14 protein-coding genes are annotated in these 15,583 nt (G+C 62.7%); 9 read left to right on the forward strand and 5 right to left on the reverse strand.

Features of this window, described 5'->3' with window-relative positions; translation table 11 throughout:
- Positions 1 to 118: 118 nt before the first annotated feature.
- The 5 genes from ABI546_RS10720 to ABI546_RS10740 all read left to right on the forward strand — a co-directional run bounded on the left by ABI546_RS10720 (position 119) and on the right by ABI546_RS10740 (position 7,144).
- Positions 119 to 1,324, forward strand: coding sequence for a serine hydrolase (locus ABI546_RS10720; RefSeq protein ID WP_348046584.1), 1,206 nt, complete (start codon positions 119 to 121; stop codon positions 1,322 to 1,324).
- Between the two features lie 20 nt (positions 1,325 to 1,344).
- The gene (locus tag ABI546_RS10725; protein WP_348046585.1) at positions 1,345 to 2,034 is read left to right on the forward strand and encodes a hypothetical protein; all 690 of its coding nucleotides are present in this window, start codon (positions 1,345 to 1,347) and stop codon (positions 2,032 to 2,034) included.
- Positions 2,031 to 4,421, forward strand: a complete 2,391-nt coding sequence (locus ABI546_RS10730) for a transglycosylase domain-containing protein (protein ID WP_348046586.1) — start codon at positions 2,031 to 2,033, stop codon at positions 4,419 to 4,421. The genes ABI546_RS10725 and ABI546_RS10730 overlap by 4 nt, the downstream gene beginning before the upstream one ends.
- A gap of 58 nt (positions 4,422 to 4,479) precedes the next feature.
- The gene (locus ABI546_RS10735) at positions 4,480 to 5,823 is read left to right on the forward strand and encodes a TPM domain-containing protein (protein ID WP_348046587.1); all 1,344 of its coding nucleotides are present in this window, start codon (positions 4,480 to 4,482) and stop codon (positions 5,821 to 5,823) included.
- Between the two features lie 172 nt (positions 5,824 to 5,995).
- Positions 5,996 to 7,144, forward strand: coding sequence for an alpha-hydroxy acid oxidase (locus ABI546_RS10740; RefSeq protein ID WP_348046588.1), 1,149 nt, complete (start codon positions 5,996 to 5,998; stop codon positions 7,142 to 7,144).
- Positions 7,145 to 7,171: 27 nt separating this feature from the next.
- Here ABI546_RS10740 and ABI546_RS10745 read toward each other — a convergent pair whose 3' ends face one another.
- Positions 7,172 to 7,576 carry a DUF3224 domain-containing protein gene (locus ABI546_RS10745; protein ID WP_348046589.1) on the reverse strand — a complete coding sequence of 135 codons (405 nt, stop codon included), beginning with the start codon at positions 7,574 to 7,576 and terminating at the stop codon, positions 7,172 to 7,174.
- A gap of 52 nt (positions 7,577 to 7,628) precedes the next feature.
- The gene (locus ABI546_RS10750) at positions 7,629 to 8,279 is read right to left on the reverse strand and encodes a penicillin-insensitive murein endopeptidase (protein ID WP_348046590.1); all 651 of its coding nucleotides are present in this window, start codon (positions 8,277 to 8,279) and stop codon (positions 7,629 to 7,631) included.
- 452 nt (positions 8,280 to 8,731) lie between these two features.
- On the opposite strand from ABI546_RS10750, the gene ABI546_RS10755 reads away from it, so the two are divergent.
- Positions 8,732 to 10,021 carry an MFS family transporter gene (locus ABI546_RS10755; RefSeq protein WP_348046591.1) on the forward strand — a complete coding sequence of 430 codons (1,290 nt, stop codon included), beginning with the start codon at positions 8,732 to 8,734 and terminating at the stop codon, positions 10,019 to 10,021.
- A gap of 30 nt (positions 10,022 to 10,051) precedes the next feature.
- Here the strand turns inward: ABI546_RS10755 and ABI546_RS10760 are convergent, their stop codons facing one another.
- Positions 10,052 to 10,438, reverse strand: a complete 387-nt coding sequence (locus ABI546_RS10760; protein WP_348046592.1) for a hypothetical protein — start codon at positions 10,436 to 10,438, stop codon at positions 10,052 to 10,054.
- Between the two features lie 171 nt (positions 10,439 to 10,609).
- Between ABI546_RS10760 and ABI546_RS10765 the strand changes: the two genes are divergently transcribed.
- Complete coding sequence (locus ABI546_RS10765) at positions 10,610 to 11,809, forward strand: DNA polymerase IV (protein WP_348046593.1); 1,200 nt, start codon at positions 10,610 to 10,612, stop codon at positions 11,807 to 11,809.
- Here ABI546_RS10765 and ABI546_RS10770 read toward each other — a convergent pair.
- A complete protein-coding gene (locus ABI546_RS10770; protein ID WP_348046594.1) occupies positions 11,806 to 12,324 on the reverse strand; it encodes a DUF1569 domain-containing protein in 519 nt (172 codons plus the stop codon). The genes ABI546_RS10765 and ABI546_RS10770 overlap by 4 nt on opposite strands.
- 274 nt (positions 12,325 to 12,598) lie before the next feature.
- Between ABI546_RS10770 and ABI546_RS10775 the strand changes: the two genes are divergently transcribed.
- Entirely contained in the window at positions 12,599 to 13,915 is a 1,317-nt protein-coding gene (locus ABI546_RS10775; protein WP_348046595.1) for a DNA topoisomerase IB, read from the forward strand.
- Positions 13,916 to 13,967: 52 nt separating this feature from the next.
- Here ABI546_RS10775 and ABI546_RS10780 read toward each other — a convergent pair whose 3' ends face one another.
- Positions 13,968 to 14,408, reverse strand: coding sequence for a c-type cytochrome (locus ABI546_RS10780; RefSeq protein ID WP_348046596.1), 441 nt, complete (start codon positions 14,406 to 14,408; stop codon positions 13,968 to 13,970).
- Positions 14,409 to 14,645: 237 nt separating this feature from the next.
- On the opposite strand from ABI546_RS10780, the gene ABI546_RS10785 reads away from it, so the two are divergent.
- Complete coding sequence (locus ABI546_RS10785) at positions 14,646 to 15,566, forward strand: DUF3034 family protein (protein ID WP_348046597.1); 921 nt, start codon at positions 14,646 to 14,648, stop codon at positions 15,564 to 15,566.
- Positions 15,567 to 15,583: the final 17 nt, after the last annotated feature.

Below are 15,583 nucleotides of genomic sequence, written 5' to 3' on the forward strand. Positions count from 1 at the left end.
CCGTGCGCCTGAACAACGTCGGCGACTTCGCGCTGCCACCAAGCCGGGTAGAGGCGATGTACGCGCCTGAGATGTTTGGCGAGTTTCCGAATGCGAGGGTAAAGGTGGAAGCCGCGAAATGATCCAGCGTCGCGCCTTGGCTGCCGCCCTGGCCGCGGGCATTGTGCTGCCGCGCGGAGCGGCTGCGGCCGCTACCGGCTGGCAGCGGCGCTTCGGCTACCCGACCGGCTGGGGCGGCAACCGCAATTGGACCGACAAGGACTACCGCATTGGCAATTATTCCGGCGGCTACGAAGCCATGCTCCGGGCGCGGCCTATCGCCGCGCCCGCACAGGCTTCCACGCTGAAAGCGGCATCGACCGAAGGCGTCAAGGCATTCGCGCCCATTACGGAATCGGCGGCGGACTACCTCAAGGCCTGGCCCGTGACGGGCCTGCTCATCGCACGCAAGGGCACGGTCCTGCTGGAGTCTTACCAGTTTGACCGCAAGCCCGACATGCGCATGACGAGCTGGTCCATGGCCAAAAGCGTGACGTCGTTGCTGCTGGGCATCTGCCTGGACCGAGGCCTGATCCGTTCCATGGACGACACCCCGCAGATGTATGTTGACGAACTGAAAGGCACGCTGCATGGCGGGATTGCCCTGCGCCACCTGGCCAATATGTCCAGCGGTGCGGCCATCCTGCACGATCGCGACAACCCCACCATCTACCCGCGCGCCCTCCTCGGCAGCGGCAGCGACCTGGAGGCCGTGGTGCGCGGCTGGAACGCCGTGCAGGAGCCGCCCGGCACGCGCTACAACTACAACGAACTGTGCCCGCTGACCATCGGCATGGTCATCCGCCAGGTCACCGGCAAACCGCTGGCGGCCTTTTGCGAAGAAGCCCTGTGGCAGCCGCTGGGCGCAGAGGGCGGCGCCAGCTGGCTGTGCGACAGCAAAGGCAAGGAGTTCAACTGCATAGGCTTCGGCGCGCGGCTGCGCGACTGGGCACGCCTGGCACAACTGATCGCGCAGGACGGCGTAATGGAAGGCCGCCAGGTCGTCAGCAAGAAGTGGATTGACGAATGCTCCTCATGGTCGGCAGCTGATGCGCAAGGCCGGCACGGCACCGCCATGCGCCTTTCCGGCTACAAGTATTTCTTCTGGCACCCCAAGCCCGACGGCAGCTGGATGATGATGAACGGCCACCACGGCCAGCGCGTTCTGGTGGACCGCGTGACACAAACCGTACTGGTGCAAACGGCGGTGGAGTCCGAAGGGCCATGGCAGGCGCCATTTTTCCAGCTCTTCAATGCGGCGACCAAGATCGGGCTGCCGGCATGAAGAAAACTGGAGACGCCGGAATGAAGCTCGCCTTTTATGCATTCATGTTGCTGGGCGCCAACCTGGCCTTGGCTCAGTTCAGCACACCTGCAGAGGGTGAATACGTGATCAGTGACGGCGCGTGGGGAACGCTTCAGGTTCAACCGCGCGGCAAGTTCAGCATACAAACCACGGGGGCCAACGCCCACGTGTGTGAGCTCGATGGCGTGATCGTTGATAGCAAGTCGAAGATAGGAAAATCGGCCTGCCAGGTCAGCTTTAAACCCGAAGGCCAGGACGTGCGGGTCTCAACCAATGGGGCCGACGCCTGCAGGGATTTATGCGGCATGCGGGCCTGGTTCGAGGGGCTCTACCGCAAGCCTGAGCCTCTTTGCCTGCGCAAGAGCATTCAAGCGTCGAAGAAGACGTTCAAGAAAAATTATGTGGCGAAAGACTACGCGGCTGCATTGGCGGTTATCAGTCCCATCGCCACGCAGTGCAAGCCGTTTCTCCATTGGGTGGAGTCGGCGTGGGTGCTAAACGACCTGGCGCTCACGCAGTTCAAACTGGGTGATCGCGCGGCTTGCCTGAAGACCTTGCAGGATCTCGCTCCTGATGCGGCGAAGAGCGACAAGGACATCGTCGAGAGCTACCCGCCGAGCGATTCAGACGCGTATCTACCGGCGGTACAGGCAACCCGAACCAACCTGAGGCTCTGCACAAAGAAATGAATCGCAAGTCAAAGAGTGTTCTTTCAAGCATCGCACTGGCCCTCCTTCTCACAGGCGGTGCAATCTCGCCCGCCTGGGCCGTTGCCAGCTTCGACGAAGTCAAGCGCGACTACCGCCCCTCCGAAACCCTGATCCTCGACCGCAGCGGCGAACTCATCCAGCGCCTGCGCACCGACAAAACGGTGCGGCGCGGCCAGTGGGTGGCGCTGCCTGACGTGTCGCCAGCGCTGCGCACGGCGCTGGTGCTCAGTGAAGACAAGCGCTTTTACGAACACAGCGGCGTCGACTGGCGCGCGGTGTCGGCCGCAGCGTGGGGGAATTTGTGGAACACCAGAACCCGTGGTGCCTCCACCATCAGCATGCAGCTGGCCGGACTGATGGATGAAGACTGGCGCGCCGGCGCGGGCGGACGCAGCATTGTGCAGAAAGTCGGCCAGACGGTGTCGGCCCAGGTGCTGGAGGCGCGTTGGCGCAAAGACCAGATCCTGGAGGCGTATCTCAACCTTGTGCCGTTTCGCGGCGAGATGGTGGGCATCGACGCGCTGAGCCGCACGCTGTTCGACAAGGCCGCGCACGGGCTGGACGAGCGCGAAGCGGCGATTGCGGCTGCGCTGGTGCGCGCCCCCAATGCCAAGGTAGCGCAGGTGTCGCAGCGGGCCTGCGGTGTACTCAAGGTCATGCAGGCTCCCGCGAAGGTGGACTGCGAAGGACTGGACCTCTTTGCGGCAGCAGCCTTGCAGCGCAAGGCGTTTGACGCAAGTGAAGGCGTGGCGCCGCACCTGGCGCGCAGGCTATTGGCGCTGCGCGCGTCCTCGCCTGCTCCGAAAGGTAAAGAAAGCCTTGGCGCTGAACCCGCCATCTCCAAGGGAGAAAGAGGCGGCAATGAATCCGCCTTGCTTCCTCTCCCCCCGGGTGATGGCAAGGCTGATGGGTCTTCGAACCTCCCAAGCCGCACCCTCACCTCAACCCTGCGCGCTCCCCTTCAACGCTTTGCCGTGCAAACGCTCACCCAACAGCTGCGCGAACTGCACGGCCGGCACGTCGAAGACGGCGCCATCGTGGTGTTGGACAACGCCACGGGTGAAGTGCTTGCCTGGGTCGGATCTTCGGGCGAACTCAGTGGCGCGGCCGAGGTCGACGGCGTCACTGCCTTGCGCCAGCCAGGCTCCACGCTCAAGCCCTTTTTGTATGCACAGGCGATTGCCGAGCGCCGCATCACCGCGGCTTCGCTGCTGGAAGACTCTTCATCGCAGATCCAGACGGCGGGCGGACTCTACATTCCGCAAAACTATGACCACCAGTTCAAGGGCCTGGTGTCGGCACGCACCGCGCTCGGCGCATCGCTGAATGTGCCGGCCGTGCGCACGCTGGTCATGGTGTCGCCTGACGCCTTCCACAAACAACTCAAGGCGGTGGGCCTGCCACTGCGGGAGTCGGGCGACTACTACGGCTACAGCCTGGCACTGGGCAGCAGCGAGGTCTCCTTGCTGTCACTGGCCAACGCCTACCGCACGCTGGCCAACGGCGGGCGCTACAGCGCGCCTTCGCTGGCGAAAAACCCGAAGCCGGTCTTCAGGCCTGCGCTGGATGCGCGCGCCGCCTTCATCGCCACCGACATCATGTCCGATACGATGGCACGCGCCCGCACCTTCGGCACCGACAGCATTTTGGCGACACGCTTCTGGACGGCCGTAAAAACCGGCACCAGCAAAGACATGCGCGACAACTGGGCCATGGGCTTTTCGCAGCGCTACACCGTGGGCGTGTGGGTCGGCAACGCCAGCGGCGCGCCCATGTGGGACGTGAGCGGCACCAGCGGCGCAGCGCCCATCTGGACGGCCCTGATGAACTACCTGCACAAGACCGAACGCAGCCGCGCCCCCACGCCGCCCGCCGGCCTGGTGCAAAGCCAGACCCGGTTTGGAAACCAGGGCGGTACGCCACTGGAAGCTGCCCGCAGCGAATGGTTCCTCAAAGGTACGGAGCAAGCGGTATTTGCTATCAATTCAGGAGCTTCTGGCGCACGCCCTGAAAGGGCCACAGCCCGAAATAGCACTCAAAAAGGCATTCAAAAAACAGTTGCTGAGCCTGATGCGGTGCCCCGCATCACCGCTCCCGCCTCGGGCACCATCATCGCGCTGGACCCGGACATCCCCCCTACGCACCAACGCATCAGCTTCAGCGCCGAAGGCCGCGGTACACGCTGGCTGATGGACGGCAAGGAATTCGCGCGCGGCTCACGGGCGCAATGGTTGCCATGGCCCGGCCGGCACGTCGTGCAGTTGCTGGATGCCAATGGCAAGGTGGCCGATGAGATCAAGTTCGAAGTGCGCGGCGCCGGTGTGCGCGAAGCCAGCGCGCGTGGCGGCGCGCCTGCAGTGCGTTGACGCGGCACGTTGATCCTCACTACCCCGACACCCGACACCCGACACCATTGTGCTCACCATGCTTCGTCCCCAACCTGCCCTCTCCTTCCTGCAATCCACGCTGGTGCACCCAACACGGCACCTCTACAAGACCCTGGCTGTCCTGTGGGTCTTGCTCTGCGTGCTGACGGCCGGTGCCATGGCCCAGCCGACCGATGCAGCGCAGCCGCCCGAGCCAACCGATGTCACGGCGGTGGCCAGGCCGACCGATAGCGTCCGGGTGGCCGTTCCCCCCTACAGCGCGCGCGTACTCGACACCACCGGCACACTGCACACCACACACATCGCGGAATTGAACCAACAGATCCTGGCGCTCGAGGCAGATACCCGGGCCGCGGTGGTCGTGCTTATGGTGCCAACCACGGGCGACGAAGCCATCGAGCAATACGCCACGCGCGTGTTCGAAAAATGGAAGATCGGCGACACCAAGCGCGACGACGGCATCCTGATTTTGGTGGCCACAGAAGACAGGCGCATGCGTATCGAGGTGGGCCAGGGCCTGGAGGGCACCGTGCCTGACGTGCTGGCGGGCCGCATCATCGACCAGGACATGAAGCCACGATTTCGCAGAAACGACTATGCGGGCGGGCTGGAAGCGGCCATCAACAGCATCGGCGCGCTGGTGCGCGGCGATGCGCAACCCCTAAGCAGCGAAGAGTCGGGCGGCATCACGCCCTTTGGCTGGGCGTTTTTTGCCACACTGCTGTGGGGTTTCGCCGTGGGTGCGGTTCGCGCACGCCGCACCTGGAAGTGGCAGGTGACAGTCGGCGTGGCAGCCGCCCTGCCCCTGGTGGCGGCGGTTGTCCTGAAGGAGCCCGCCATGGCGGCCATCTTGCTGTCTTTCCCGGCGCCGCTGGCTTTTGCGCTGGGATTCGGCTGTGGCCGCTCTCGCACAGTGCGCATGGTTGCCGTCGGTATCGCGCTGGTGATCGGCCTCATGGTCGGCATTGCGCATGTAGTAGGCGCTCACGCGTTCGGGTGGGGCGTTCTCTACGCCGTGGTGGGCGGTGTGGGCTGCCTGCTGCTCGGCCTGATCGCCACGGGCGTTTACATGGCCTACAAAAGAAGCCTGCTGGAACTCGCTGTGCGCAGCGCCGTGGTGGCTGGCATCGTGGCGTACGTGGCGTACCAAAATCCGCCGGGCCCGCTCGGGCCTGACTGGACCTCCTGGCTGCCCGTGGGAATGGCGACCGGCCTGGCGATGCTGTTCGCTTTCTTCCCCGGCGGCGTCGGTGGCAGCAGCGGGGACAGTGACAGCGACTCATCGGGCAGCAGCTCCAGTTCCGGCTCTAGCTCCAGCGCGAGCAGCCGGAGTTCGTCGGGCGGCTCCAGCAGCGGCGGTGGTTCGTCCGGCAGCTGGTAGAAGGCACGAAGATAGACAGGGCGCCCGCCCTGTCCAGGGGGCATGTGGAAATAATTTCAAGCGGCCGGAGGCAGAATTCACGCCGCTTCGCCGCGCCGCCTTTACCATTGCCGGCACTGGCGGGCATTTTGGACGCCAGCCACTCGTTGACCCCGCTTCCGGAGACAAGCTCATGCCCGTGATCACCAACATCGAAGACCTGCGCGTTCTGGCCAAAAAGCGGGTGCCCCGCATGTTTTACGACTACGCCGACTCCGGGTCATGGACCGAAAGCACTTACCGCGCCAACGAAAGCGACTTCCAGAAGATCAAGTTGCGCCAGCGGGTGGCAGTAAACATGGAAAACCGCAGCACGGCCACCACCATGGTTGGCCAGCCGGTGGCCATGCCGGTCGCCATCGCGCCCACGGGCCTCACGGGCATGCAACACGCCGACGGCGAAATCCTGGGCGCCCGCGCGGCAAAAAAATTCGGCATTCCGTTCACGCTATCGACCATGAGCATCTGCTCCATCGAAGACGTGGCCGCCGGCACTGACCGCCACCCCTTCTGGTTTCAGCTCTACGTGATGAAAGACAGGGCCTTCATCGAAAGCCTGATCGACCGCGCCAAGGCGGCCAATTGTTCCGCACTGGTACTCACGCTGGACTTGCAGATCCTCGGCCAGCGTCACAAAGACCTGAAAAACGGCCTGAGCGCTCCGCCCAAGCCCACACTTTCGACCATCCTCAACCTGATGACCAAGCCGCGCTGGGGCCTGGGCATGCTGGGCACCAAACGCCACGGCTTCGGCAACATCGTGGGCCACGTCAAAGGTGTCGAAAACATGGGCTCGCTCTCTGAATGGACGGCCAGGCAGTTCGACCCGGCGCTCAACTGGGGGGACGTGGAATGGATCAAGAAGCGCTGGGGCGGCAAGCTGATCCTCAAGGGCATCCAGGACGTTGAAGACGCCAAACTTGCCGTCAACTCCGGTGCCGACGCGCTGGTGGTGTCCAACCACGGCGGCCGCCAGCTAGACGGCGCGATGTCTTCCATTTCATGCCTGCCAGAGATCGTCGCCGCAGTGGGCAACCAGATCGAAGTGCATATGGACGGTGGCATACGCTCCGGCCAGGATGCGCTCAAGGCGATTGCCCTGGGTGCCAAAGGCACTTACATCGGTCGCGCCTTCCTCTACGGGCTGGGTGCCATGGGTGAAGAAGGCGTGACGAAAGCGCTGCAGATCATCCACAAGGAAATGGACCTGACGATGGCCTTTTGCGGGCGCACCGACATCAAGGCGGTGGACACCAGCATCTTTGTGCCGGGGACTTACTAACTTTCGCTACGCTGCGCCGGGCAGCGTTTAAGTACCCGGCGAAATCTCGTAGTCCATTGCATACGAATGCTTGCCGTCGGCAATCTGGATGCTCAAGGTGCCGCTGAGGCCCGTCAGCGCATCGGTCCCTGAATCGGGCACCACGCTGACCGTCAGCTGCGGCGCACCGCGGTTCATGGTACCGCCGTGCTGCAGCACAAAGCTGCCGCTTTTTCCGTGCAACGTGCCGGTTACGCGCTCCATGGCGACATAGCCGGCCGATCCTTTGACGGCCGTTCCCGCGCTCAACATCTCACCCTGGCTGGTCGCTTGCAAGTCGCCGCTGAAGGTCTTGTTGATGGACAGACGCCCCAGCAGCGCGCCTGAGTCGGCGTTCGCCAAAGGCTGGGGCAGTAGCTTGACTTCGAAGGTTCCGACTGCGCGAGACGACATGGTGTTGACTTTCAAGGTAGAGGTCACCGGGATGATGCCAGAGGTCAAACGTCTACTCGGGCTTGCATGGAATTTTGAAATCAACGTGGTAATGCTCGTCATGCCGCACCCAGGCAGAGCCCTTCATAAAAGGCAAATTCTTCTGCAGGTAAGGGCCTCGCGGCGTACCCCACAGCCTGGGAACCAGTGGTGGGTCAAAAATCACCAGGGCAATCTCTGCGCCGTTGGCCTTTGCCGCCAGATGAAGCTGGTAGAGGTGTTCCGCCATCGCCGAAAAATCTATGGCCAGCCCGGCATACCGCGCATTGGCGTCGAACTCGATGTCGTAGCCCAGCCGGTTCGTAATTCCCGTCGGCAGAGGCACAGACGCGCCGCCCTGGTCACGCACCGGAACGAAAAAATCCACCGAGAGGCCATTCTGATGTGTGCGATGTGGACGAAACCGCCCTCCGGAAGGCCAGCCCGTTTCGCCATACACATACCGCAGCTCGGGGCTCACGGCATATAGGTTGGCGTACGCTGCGGACACGATCTTTGCGACCTGCGAATGAACATGGGTGCGCCCCGCCAAGGCGGCCGCAGTACTGTAAGCGGAGAAATTCGGTCCGCTGGAAGCCAGCTTGACGCTGTCCTCGATACGCCCGTGGCTGACGGTACCAAAGCACCGGCTTTTAGCGGCCCAGGCGCTGCCGACCAAGCTCATACCGAACCCTACAAAAAAGAATAGCCATCGACGAACGTGTGTCACGGGTGTCATGAGGTGTAGTTATCTCCCGGTCGAAGCCAACTCGCCAGATTTATGTGACGTGACGCGGCGGCATGGAGGGCATTCTTGCACGGGTGCGGCCCGGATTTCGCCGGACCGCCAGGCTGCCTCTCTTTGCTCAACCGGCTTCGGCTGCGCCGCCCTGACAAAAAGTCGCCAGGCGCCTACAAACTGAAGGGAATATTTGCCTCAATCCTGCTACCCAGTCAAAAACACAATAAAAAAATCCTGAACCGCCGACTCGAACCGCAATGTTCAATTCATTCTCCGACGCAACTTTCGCCTTCGTTTCGATTCATTCCTATTCATCTCCGCTCAATTTCCGCGCAGGTCTGTCCAGTGCAATGACCGCTGAAAAGACAGGCGCAGCAGCAACACAAGGCAAATAGATGACTCCCTCCCCCTACAGCGCTGAAGAGCGACGCAAACGCATCTTTGCCATTGTTGGCGCGTCGTCCGGTAACCTGGTCGAATGGTTTGACTTCTATGTCTACGCCTTCTGTGCGATCTACTTCGCACCGGCCTTTTTCCCGAAGGGCGACCCGACCTCCCAGCTACTCAACACGGCGGGCGTCTTCGCCGCGGGCTTTTTGATGCGTCCCATTGGCGGCTGGCTGTTTGGGCGCATTGCCGACAAGCGCGGACGCAAGACCTCCATGGTGATCTCGGTCACGATGATGTGCGCCGGTTCGCTCGCCATTGCCTGCATGCCGACCTACGCCAGCATTGGCACGCTGGCGCCTGTGCTGCTGTTGCTGGCCAGGCTGTTCCAGGGCCTGTCGGTGGGCGGCGAGTACGGCACCACGGCCACCTACATGAGCGAAGTGGCGCTCAAGGGCCAGCGCGGCTTCTTCTCATCGTTTCAGTACGTCACGCTGATAGGCGGGCAACTGCTGGCTGTGCTGGTGGTCGTGATTTTGCAGTTCGTGCTTTCCGAAGACGAGTTGCGTGCCTGGGGTTGGCGCATTCCTTTTGTGATCGGTGCGCTGGCCGCCGTGATCGCGCTTTTTTTGCGGCGCTCACTCGAAGAAACTTCCAACGCCTCGACACGCGCCAGCAAGGACGCCGGCAGCGTGGCCAGCCTGTTCAGGCATCACAAGGCCGCGTTTTTTACGGTGCTGGGCTACACCGCCGGCGGGTCGCTGATCTTCTACACCTTCACCACCTACATGCAAAAGTACCTCGTCAACTCAGCTGGCATGTCGGTCAAAACCGCCAGCGCCATCATGACGGGCGCGCTGTTTGTCTACATGCTGATGCAGCCGCTCTTCGGCATGCTGTCTGACCGCATCGGCCGGCGCGCATCCATGCTGTGGTTTGGCGCGCTGGGCGCACTTTGCACCGTGCCGATCCTGACCGCGTTGCAAAACGTGACGAGCCCGTTTATTGCCTTCCTGCTCATCATCCTGGCGCTGGCTATCGTGAGCTTCTACACCTCCATCAGCGGCCTGGTAAAAGCCGAAATGTTTCCGCCCGAAGTGCGGGCGCTCGGCGTGGGCCTGGCCTATGCCGTGGCCAACGCACTGTTTGGTGGCTCGGCCGAATACGTGGCGCTGGGCCTGAAAACCCTGGGGCACGAACAGGCGTTTTACTGGTACGTGACAGGCATGATGGTGCTGGCCTTCCTGGTGGCTTTTCGCCTGCCGCGCGAGGCACGCTACCTTCACCACGATCACTGAGATCGCCCACACGGGCTCAAGCAGCCCGCGTCACTTCCACTTGCCGCCCTGCGCGGTACAGCTGCTTTTGACCGCGCCCAGCGTTTTCGGGTCGCGCTTGTAGTAGTAGCTGGTCATGGGCTTGCCGAAGAAACCTTCGCATGAGCCTTGCGGCTGTGCCGGGCAGGCCGCCATATAGCTCACCGTGGCGGGCGGCCCGCCCATGGCGGCGGCCGTCTGCGCCAGACCGGTGCAGGTTTCCTTGAACTGCGCCTGCGGCACGCCGCCGTTTTGCAGGCAGTCCTTGATCTCTGTTTTTTGTCCGGCGAAGGTAAAGCTGCTTTCCATCAAGCAGGCTTTGTCTTGTGCAAAGGCGCCGGCCCCGCACGACAGGAATAAGGCAGCGAGAATAAAACGGAGCGGCGTCTTGAAGCTCATGGTCAATTCCTTATGTGGATCAAATAGGGCCAAATTGGGTCGTGGCAGCGTTGGATGCCGGGACTATATCGCTGCTTACGCGCGTAAGGTGCAAGCAATTGCTATGCTTGCCGGGTGAGTGCCCCGTCCCTTTCCAATCCACCCAGAATCCGCCGCATTGCCCACCTCGACATGGACGCTTTTTTTGCGTCCGTCGAGCTGCTGCGCTTTCCGCAGCTCAAGGGCCTGCCCGTGGTGATTGGCGGTGGGCGGCGCCAGGTCGACGAGGCCTTGCTGTCGCAGCCCGAGCGCTTGCCGCGCTTCATTCCGGTCGCTGAATTCCCGCTGCTCAAGGACTATGTGGGCCGCGGCGTCATCACCACGGCCACCTATGCGGCGCGCCAGTTCGGTGTGGGTTCGGCCATGGGGATGATGAAGGCCGCCAAACTGTGCCCGCAGGCCATTGTGTTGCCTGTGGATTTTGCGGAGATCCGCAAATACTCGCAGCTCTTCAAAACCACCATCATGGACATCGCGCCCGTGATGCAGGACCGCGGCGTAGACGAGGTCTACATCGACTTCACCGACGTGCCGGGCGGCCAGCGCGAAGGCGGGCGTGTGCTGGCGCGGTTGATTCAGAAGGCCATTTTTGAAATCACCGGTCTGACTTGCTCTGTCGGCGTAGCCCCTAACAAGCTGTTGGCCAAAATGGCCAGCGAGTTCAACAAGCCCAACGGAATTTCCATCATTTACGAGTCGGACCTGCAGGAAAAAATCTGGCCGCTTCACGTGCGCAAGATCAACGGCATCGGCCCGAAGTCGGGCGACAAACTGGCACGGCTGCACGTTCACACCATTGGCGAGCTGGCCGCGCAAGACCCGGGCTGGCTGGTCGACAACTTCGGCAAGGCCACCGGCGCCTGGATGCACGAAGCCGCCTGGGGCCGCGATGACCGTCCGGTGGTCACCGAGAGCGAGCCCGTCAGCATGAGCCGCGAAACCACCTTTGACCGGGACCTGCATGCGGTGCGCGACAAGGCCGCGCTGGGCGCCATTTTTACCGACCTGTGCGAGCGGCTGGGCGAAGACCTGCAGCGCAAGGGCTACGTGGCCAAGACCATCGGTATCAAGCTGCGCTATGACGACTTCAAGATCGCGACGCGCGACCAGACCTCAGACACCTACACGGCAGACGGAAAAACCATTCGCCAACTGGCAGGCCTGTGCCTGAAGCGGGTGCCGCTGGACAAAAAACTGCGCCTGCTGGGTGTTCGGGCCAGTACGCTGGCCAAACTCGGCGAAGACGGCATTTATGAACAAAAAGTGCCCGCCGCCCAGGCAGGACGAGCGCAAGCAGCTATTGAATCAATAGCAATCGACCAACTCTTCTAACGTGCCACCAGCACAATTTCATCCTGATGGTTGGCGATGTGAAAGGTGTGGGCCCGGGAAAAATCGGCCTTGCTGAGTGCGCCATAGGCAAAGTGCGGCTTGAGCGCCCCTTGGTGCCCGGCAAAGCGAGCGATGGCAGCGCGCAGCCGCATTGACGCCGGGCGCCAGTCGCCTTCGCGGGTCAGCGGTGCGGCGCCGGGAATGGGCTCGCTCAAGCTGTGGCTCATCTGCCCACGCCATTTGAAAAAAGCAAATGCCGCGGCACCGGCCGTGTTCTGGAACACCGCGCCCTTGGGTTGCGGAAAACCGTCCAGGCTCATTTCAATGCTTTGCGCCATGTGCTCCAGCACCGACACCAAAGGCCACTGGCCGGTGGTTTTAACGCTGGCCGCCTGGTCCATACGGTCCAGCCATCGCAAGGCCTCGTCCAGTGATTGAACCTTGGGTACGTCGGCCATGGCAAATCCTCCGGTGAAAGCCAGCGTGGCGGTGGCAAGAAAGTCGCGTCGTTTCATCGCTACGATGGTATCAGCCGGTCTGTCCGCGCCGAAAGCCCCCCGGCATGGCGTACAACATCAGACCCAGGGCGGGCGATCAAACGGCTGAGTCCTACAGTCTCTGGCTGCGGCCATCCACACAATAGCCCGTCTGGATTGCACCCGGCCGTTGCAGTTCATGAGGAAACCGGCAAATCTCTTAAGCAAAAACGCGCGCCAAGGCAGACAGGACGAGCGCAAGCAGCTACAAATTAATAGCAACCAGTACTGACCACCCCAAGACAGACATCCGATGCCAGGCACTCCATCCAAGCCGCCTTCTTCCCCAAAGCCCTCGCCCATCCTGCGGGGCAGCGGCCTGGTGTATGTCAGCGACGACATGCCCGGCCTCGCCCGGATCAAAAGCGGCAAGGGATTTCGCTACCGAAACGCCGCCGGCCAATGGATCCATGACGCGGATGAAATTCGCAGAATCCAGAAACTGGCAATTCCCCCCGCCTACAGCCGGGTCTGGATTTGCCCGCGGCCCAACGGGCACCTCCAGGCCACCGGTTACGACGCGCGAGGCCGCAAACAGTACCGCTACCACGCCGACTGGCAAACCCAGCGCAACGACAGCAAGTTTGAAAAACTGCAGGCTTTCGGCCAGGCCTTGCCGCGCATACGCGCGCGCGTGGCGCGTGACCTGGTGCCGCACCGCAACCGCCCCGTCACCCGCAGCCTGGTGCTGGCCACCCTGGTGCGCTTGCTCGACACGACTTACGTTCGCGTCGGCAACGACGAGTACGCCCGGGAAAACGCCTCCTATGGCCTGACCACCCTGCGCAATCCGCACGCCGGGGTGCGCGGCAAAACGCTGCAGCTGCGCTTCAGGGGGAAAAGCGGCGTGATGCAGGAACTGAAAGTTGACGACCCCAAGGCGGCCGCCGTGGTGCGGCGCTGCCAGCAATTGCCCGGTCAATTGCTGTTTCAGTATGAAGATGAAAAAGGGGAGTTGCACGCGATTGGTTCAAGCGATGTCAATGACTACCTGGCAGCGATAGCGGCACTGCCCACAAGAAGCCGCCATGCGTCGACACAAGTTCCCCCTCAAACAGGGGCCGCGGAACTGGCTTCGCCAGGCCACAGGCGCAGCGGCCCCCTCGGAGGGCAGGACGCTACACGCAGTGAGCAACCGTGGGGGCTACACCTCACCGCAAAAGATTTCCGCACCTGGCACGGCACAGTGCAGGCGCTGGAGCTGACCCGCCTGGCCTGCGGCGGTAACGGCACCGCCGCCGCAGCGATGGCGTACAGCACCAAAGCCGTGCTGCAGGAAGTGGCCCGCCTCCTCGGCAACACGCCGGCGGTCTGCAAAAAGTCTTACATCCATCCGGCGGTGCTGTCGCTGGGAAGCACCCTGGCCCAGGATGCAGCCGCCGCGGGTGCGCTGTGGCCCCAACTGGAGTCGGGTAAAAAAAAGCGCGGCCTGTACGCGGCCGAGCACCGGCTGCTGAACTTTCTTGAGCGGCGACGCCGCACGCTGAAAGCCGACTCGATGGCAGCCCGCAAGAAGAGCCGCACCCCGAAGACCGGCGTGGCCGAAAAGAAAGCGAAGGCAGCGGCTTGATCCCTGATGCGGCCATTGCTCGCAACGCATCGGAACATGCGTCACTTCAGCGTCATTTCAGCGTGGCGAGGTAGGCAATAAGGTCAGCACGTTCATTGGCGCTTTCCACCTGAAAGCCCATGCGTTGCCCTGCCACCAATTGTTCGGGGTCTTCCAGCCAGGCGTTCAATGTCTGGGGCGTCCAGCGCAGCCGAGACCGCGCCAGTTCGTCTGAATACCTGTAGCCCGGAAGGCTGCCCACGCGGCGCCCCATCACGCCGCGGTGGGCGGGCCCGGTCCGGTTGCTGTCCACGCTGTGGCATGCCGTACAACGCGCCTGGTACAGGGCCATGCCGCGCACCACGTCCCCCGGCGGTGGAGTGGTCCACTCTCGAGCCGGGGCGGTCTGGGCGCCCAGAGGCATGCTGCCAGCGACCACTAGCGCCGCAATCACCCCCATCATCAGGGGTTTACCAAGAAGGGGCTTGCGCGAAAACGGGGCAAAAACAGGCATTCAGTCAATCCAGGTGAAGGTTTTGATGGGCGGGAAAACGGCAATCTGCCAAGCCGTCCCGCAGCTTCCCTGAATACGCCGGCTGGCGGCCCGTGGATTCACACTTTTTTGAAGACGGGCCACCCTTGCGCATCTGGCCCGCCAAATAGTTGAATCCAGTTGGGCTCCCCGGAGCGTATTGAAGACTGACGAGATCTTTTATTGACTTGCCAGCTTCACCCCCCTTCCAGGACACCCATGCGCCACACCGTATCACTCCCTCTGATTGCCAGCGTTCTTTCCCTGCTTTGTGCGGGCGCCCACGCCGATACCGGCAAGCTGCTGCTCACTGGCGGCGTCAGCACCATTGAGGGCGCAGCCGGCGGCGGCCTCACGCCCTGGGCCGTCATCGGCAGCAACGCCACCGCCGATGAAATCGGCGGCTCCGCCTATCTCACCCACGCCGGTACCACCGACTACGGCCTGAATGTGTATGGCGCCGCGGTCGGCATCCATGACCGCTACGAGCTGTCGATCGCGCAGCAGGACTTCAACACCCGCGGCACCGGCACGGCCCTGGGTTTGCCTGGGCTGCATCTGAAGCAGACCATCGTCGGCGCCAAGGTACGCGTGCTGGGCGATGCGGTGCTGGACAGCGACACCCTGATGCCGCAGGTGGCAGTAGGCGTGCAATACAAGACGCTGGGTTCCACTGGCCTGGACGCCACACTCGGCGCGCTCGGTGCCAAGCGGCACGGCGTGGACGTGTATGTCAGCGCCACCAAACTCTTCCTCGGTCAAAGCCTGCTCGTCAACGCCACGCTGCGAGCCACCAAGGCCAACCAGAACGGTCTGCTGGGCTACGGCGCCACACTGGGTGGCAACGAAGACAAATACACGCTGCAGCCGGAGTTCTCCGTGGCTTATCTACTCAGCAAAAATGTCGCCATCGGCGCCGAATACCGCTTCATGCGCAACAAGCTTGAAGGTGCCGGCCGCGTCGCCGGCCTGGGCAACGGCCTGCGTTCCGAAGACTGGAAAGACATCTTCATTGCCTGGGCGCCCTCCAAAAACCTTTTACTCACCCTGGCCTATGTGGACCTGGGCGTGATCGTGCCGGCCACCACCGCCAGCCGAAAGCAAACCGGCTACTACCTCTCGGCCCAGGTCGCGTTCTGAAAACGCCCCTTGACCAT

Source organism: Polaromonas sp., assembly GCF_039932935.1.
Classification (GTDB): domain Bacteria; phylum Pseudomonadota; class Gammaproteobacteria; order Burkholderiales; family Burkholderiaceae_C; genus Polaromonas.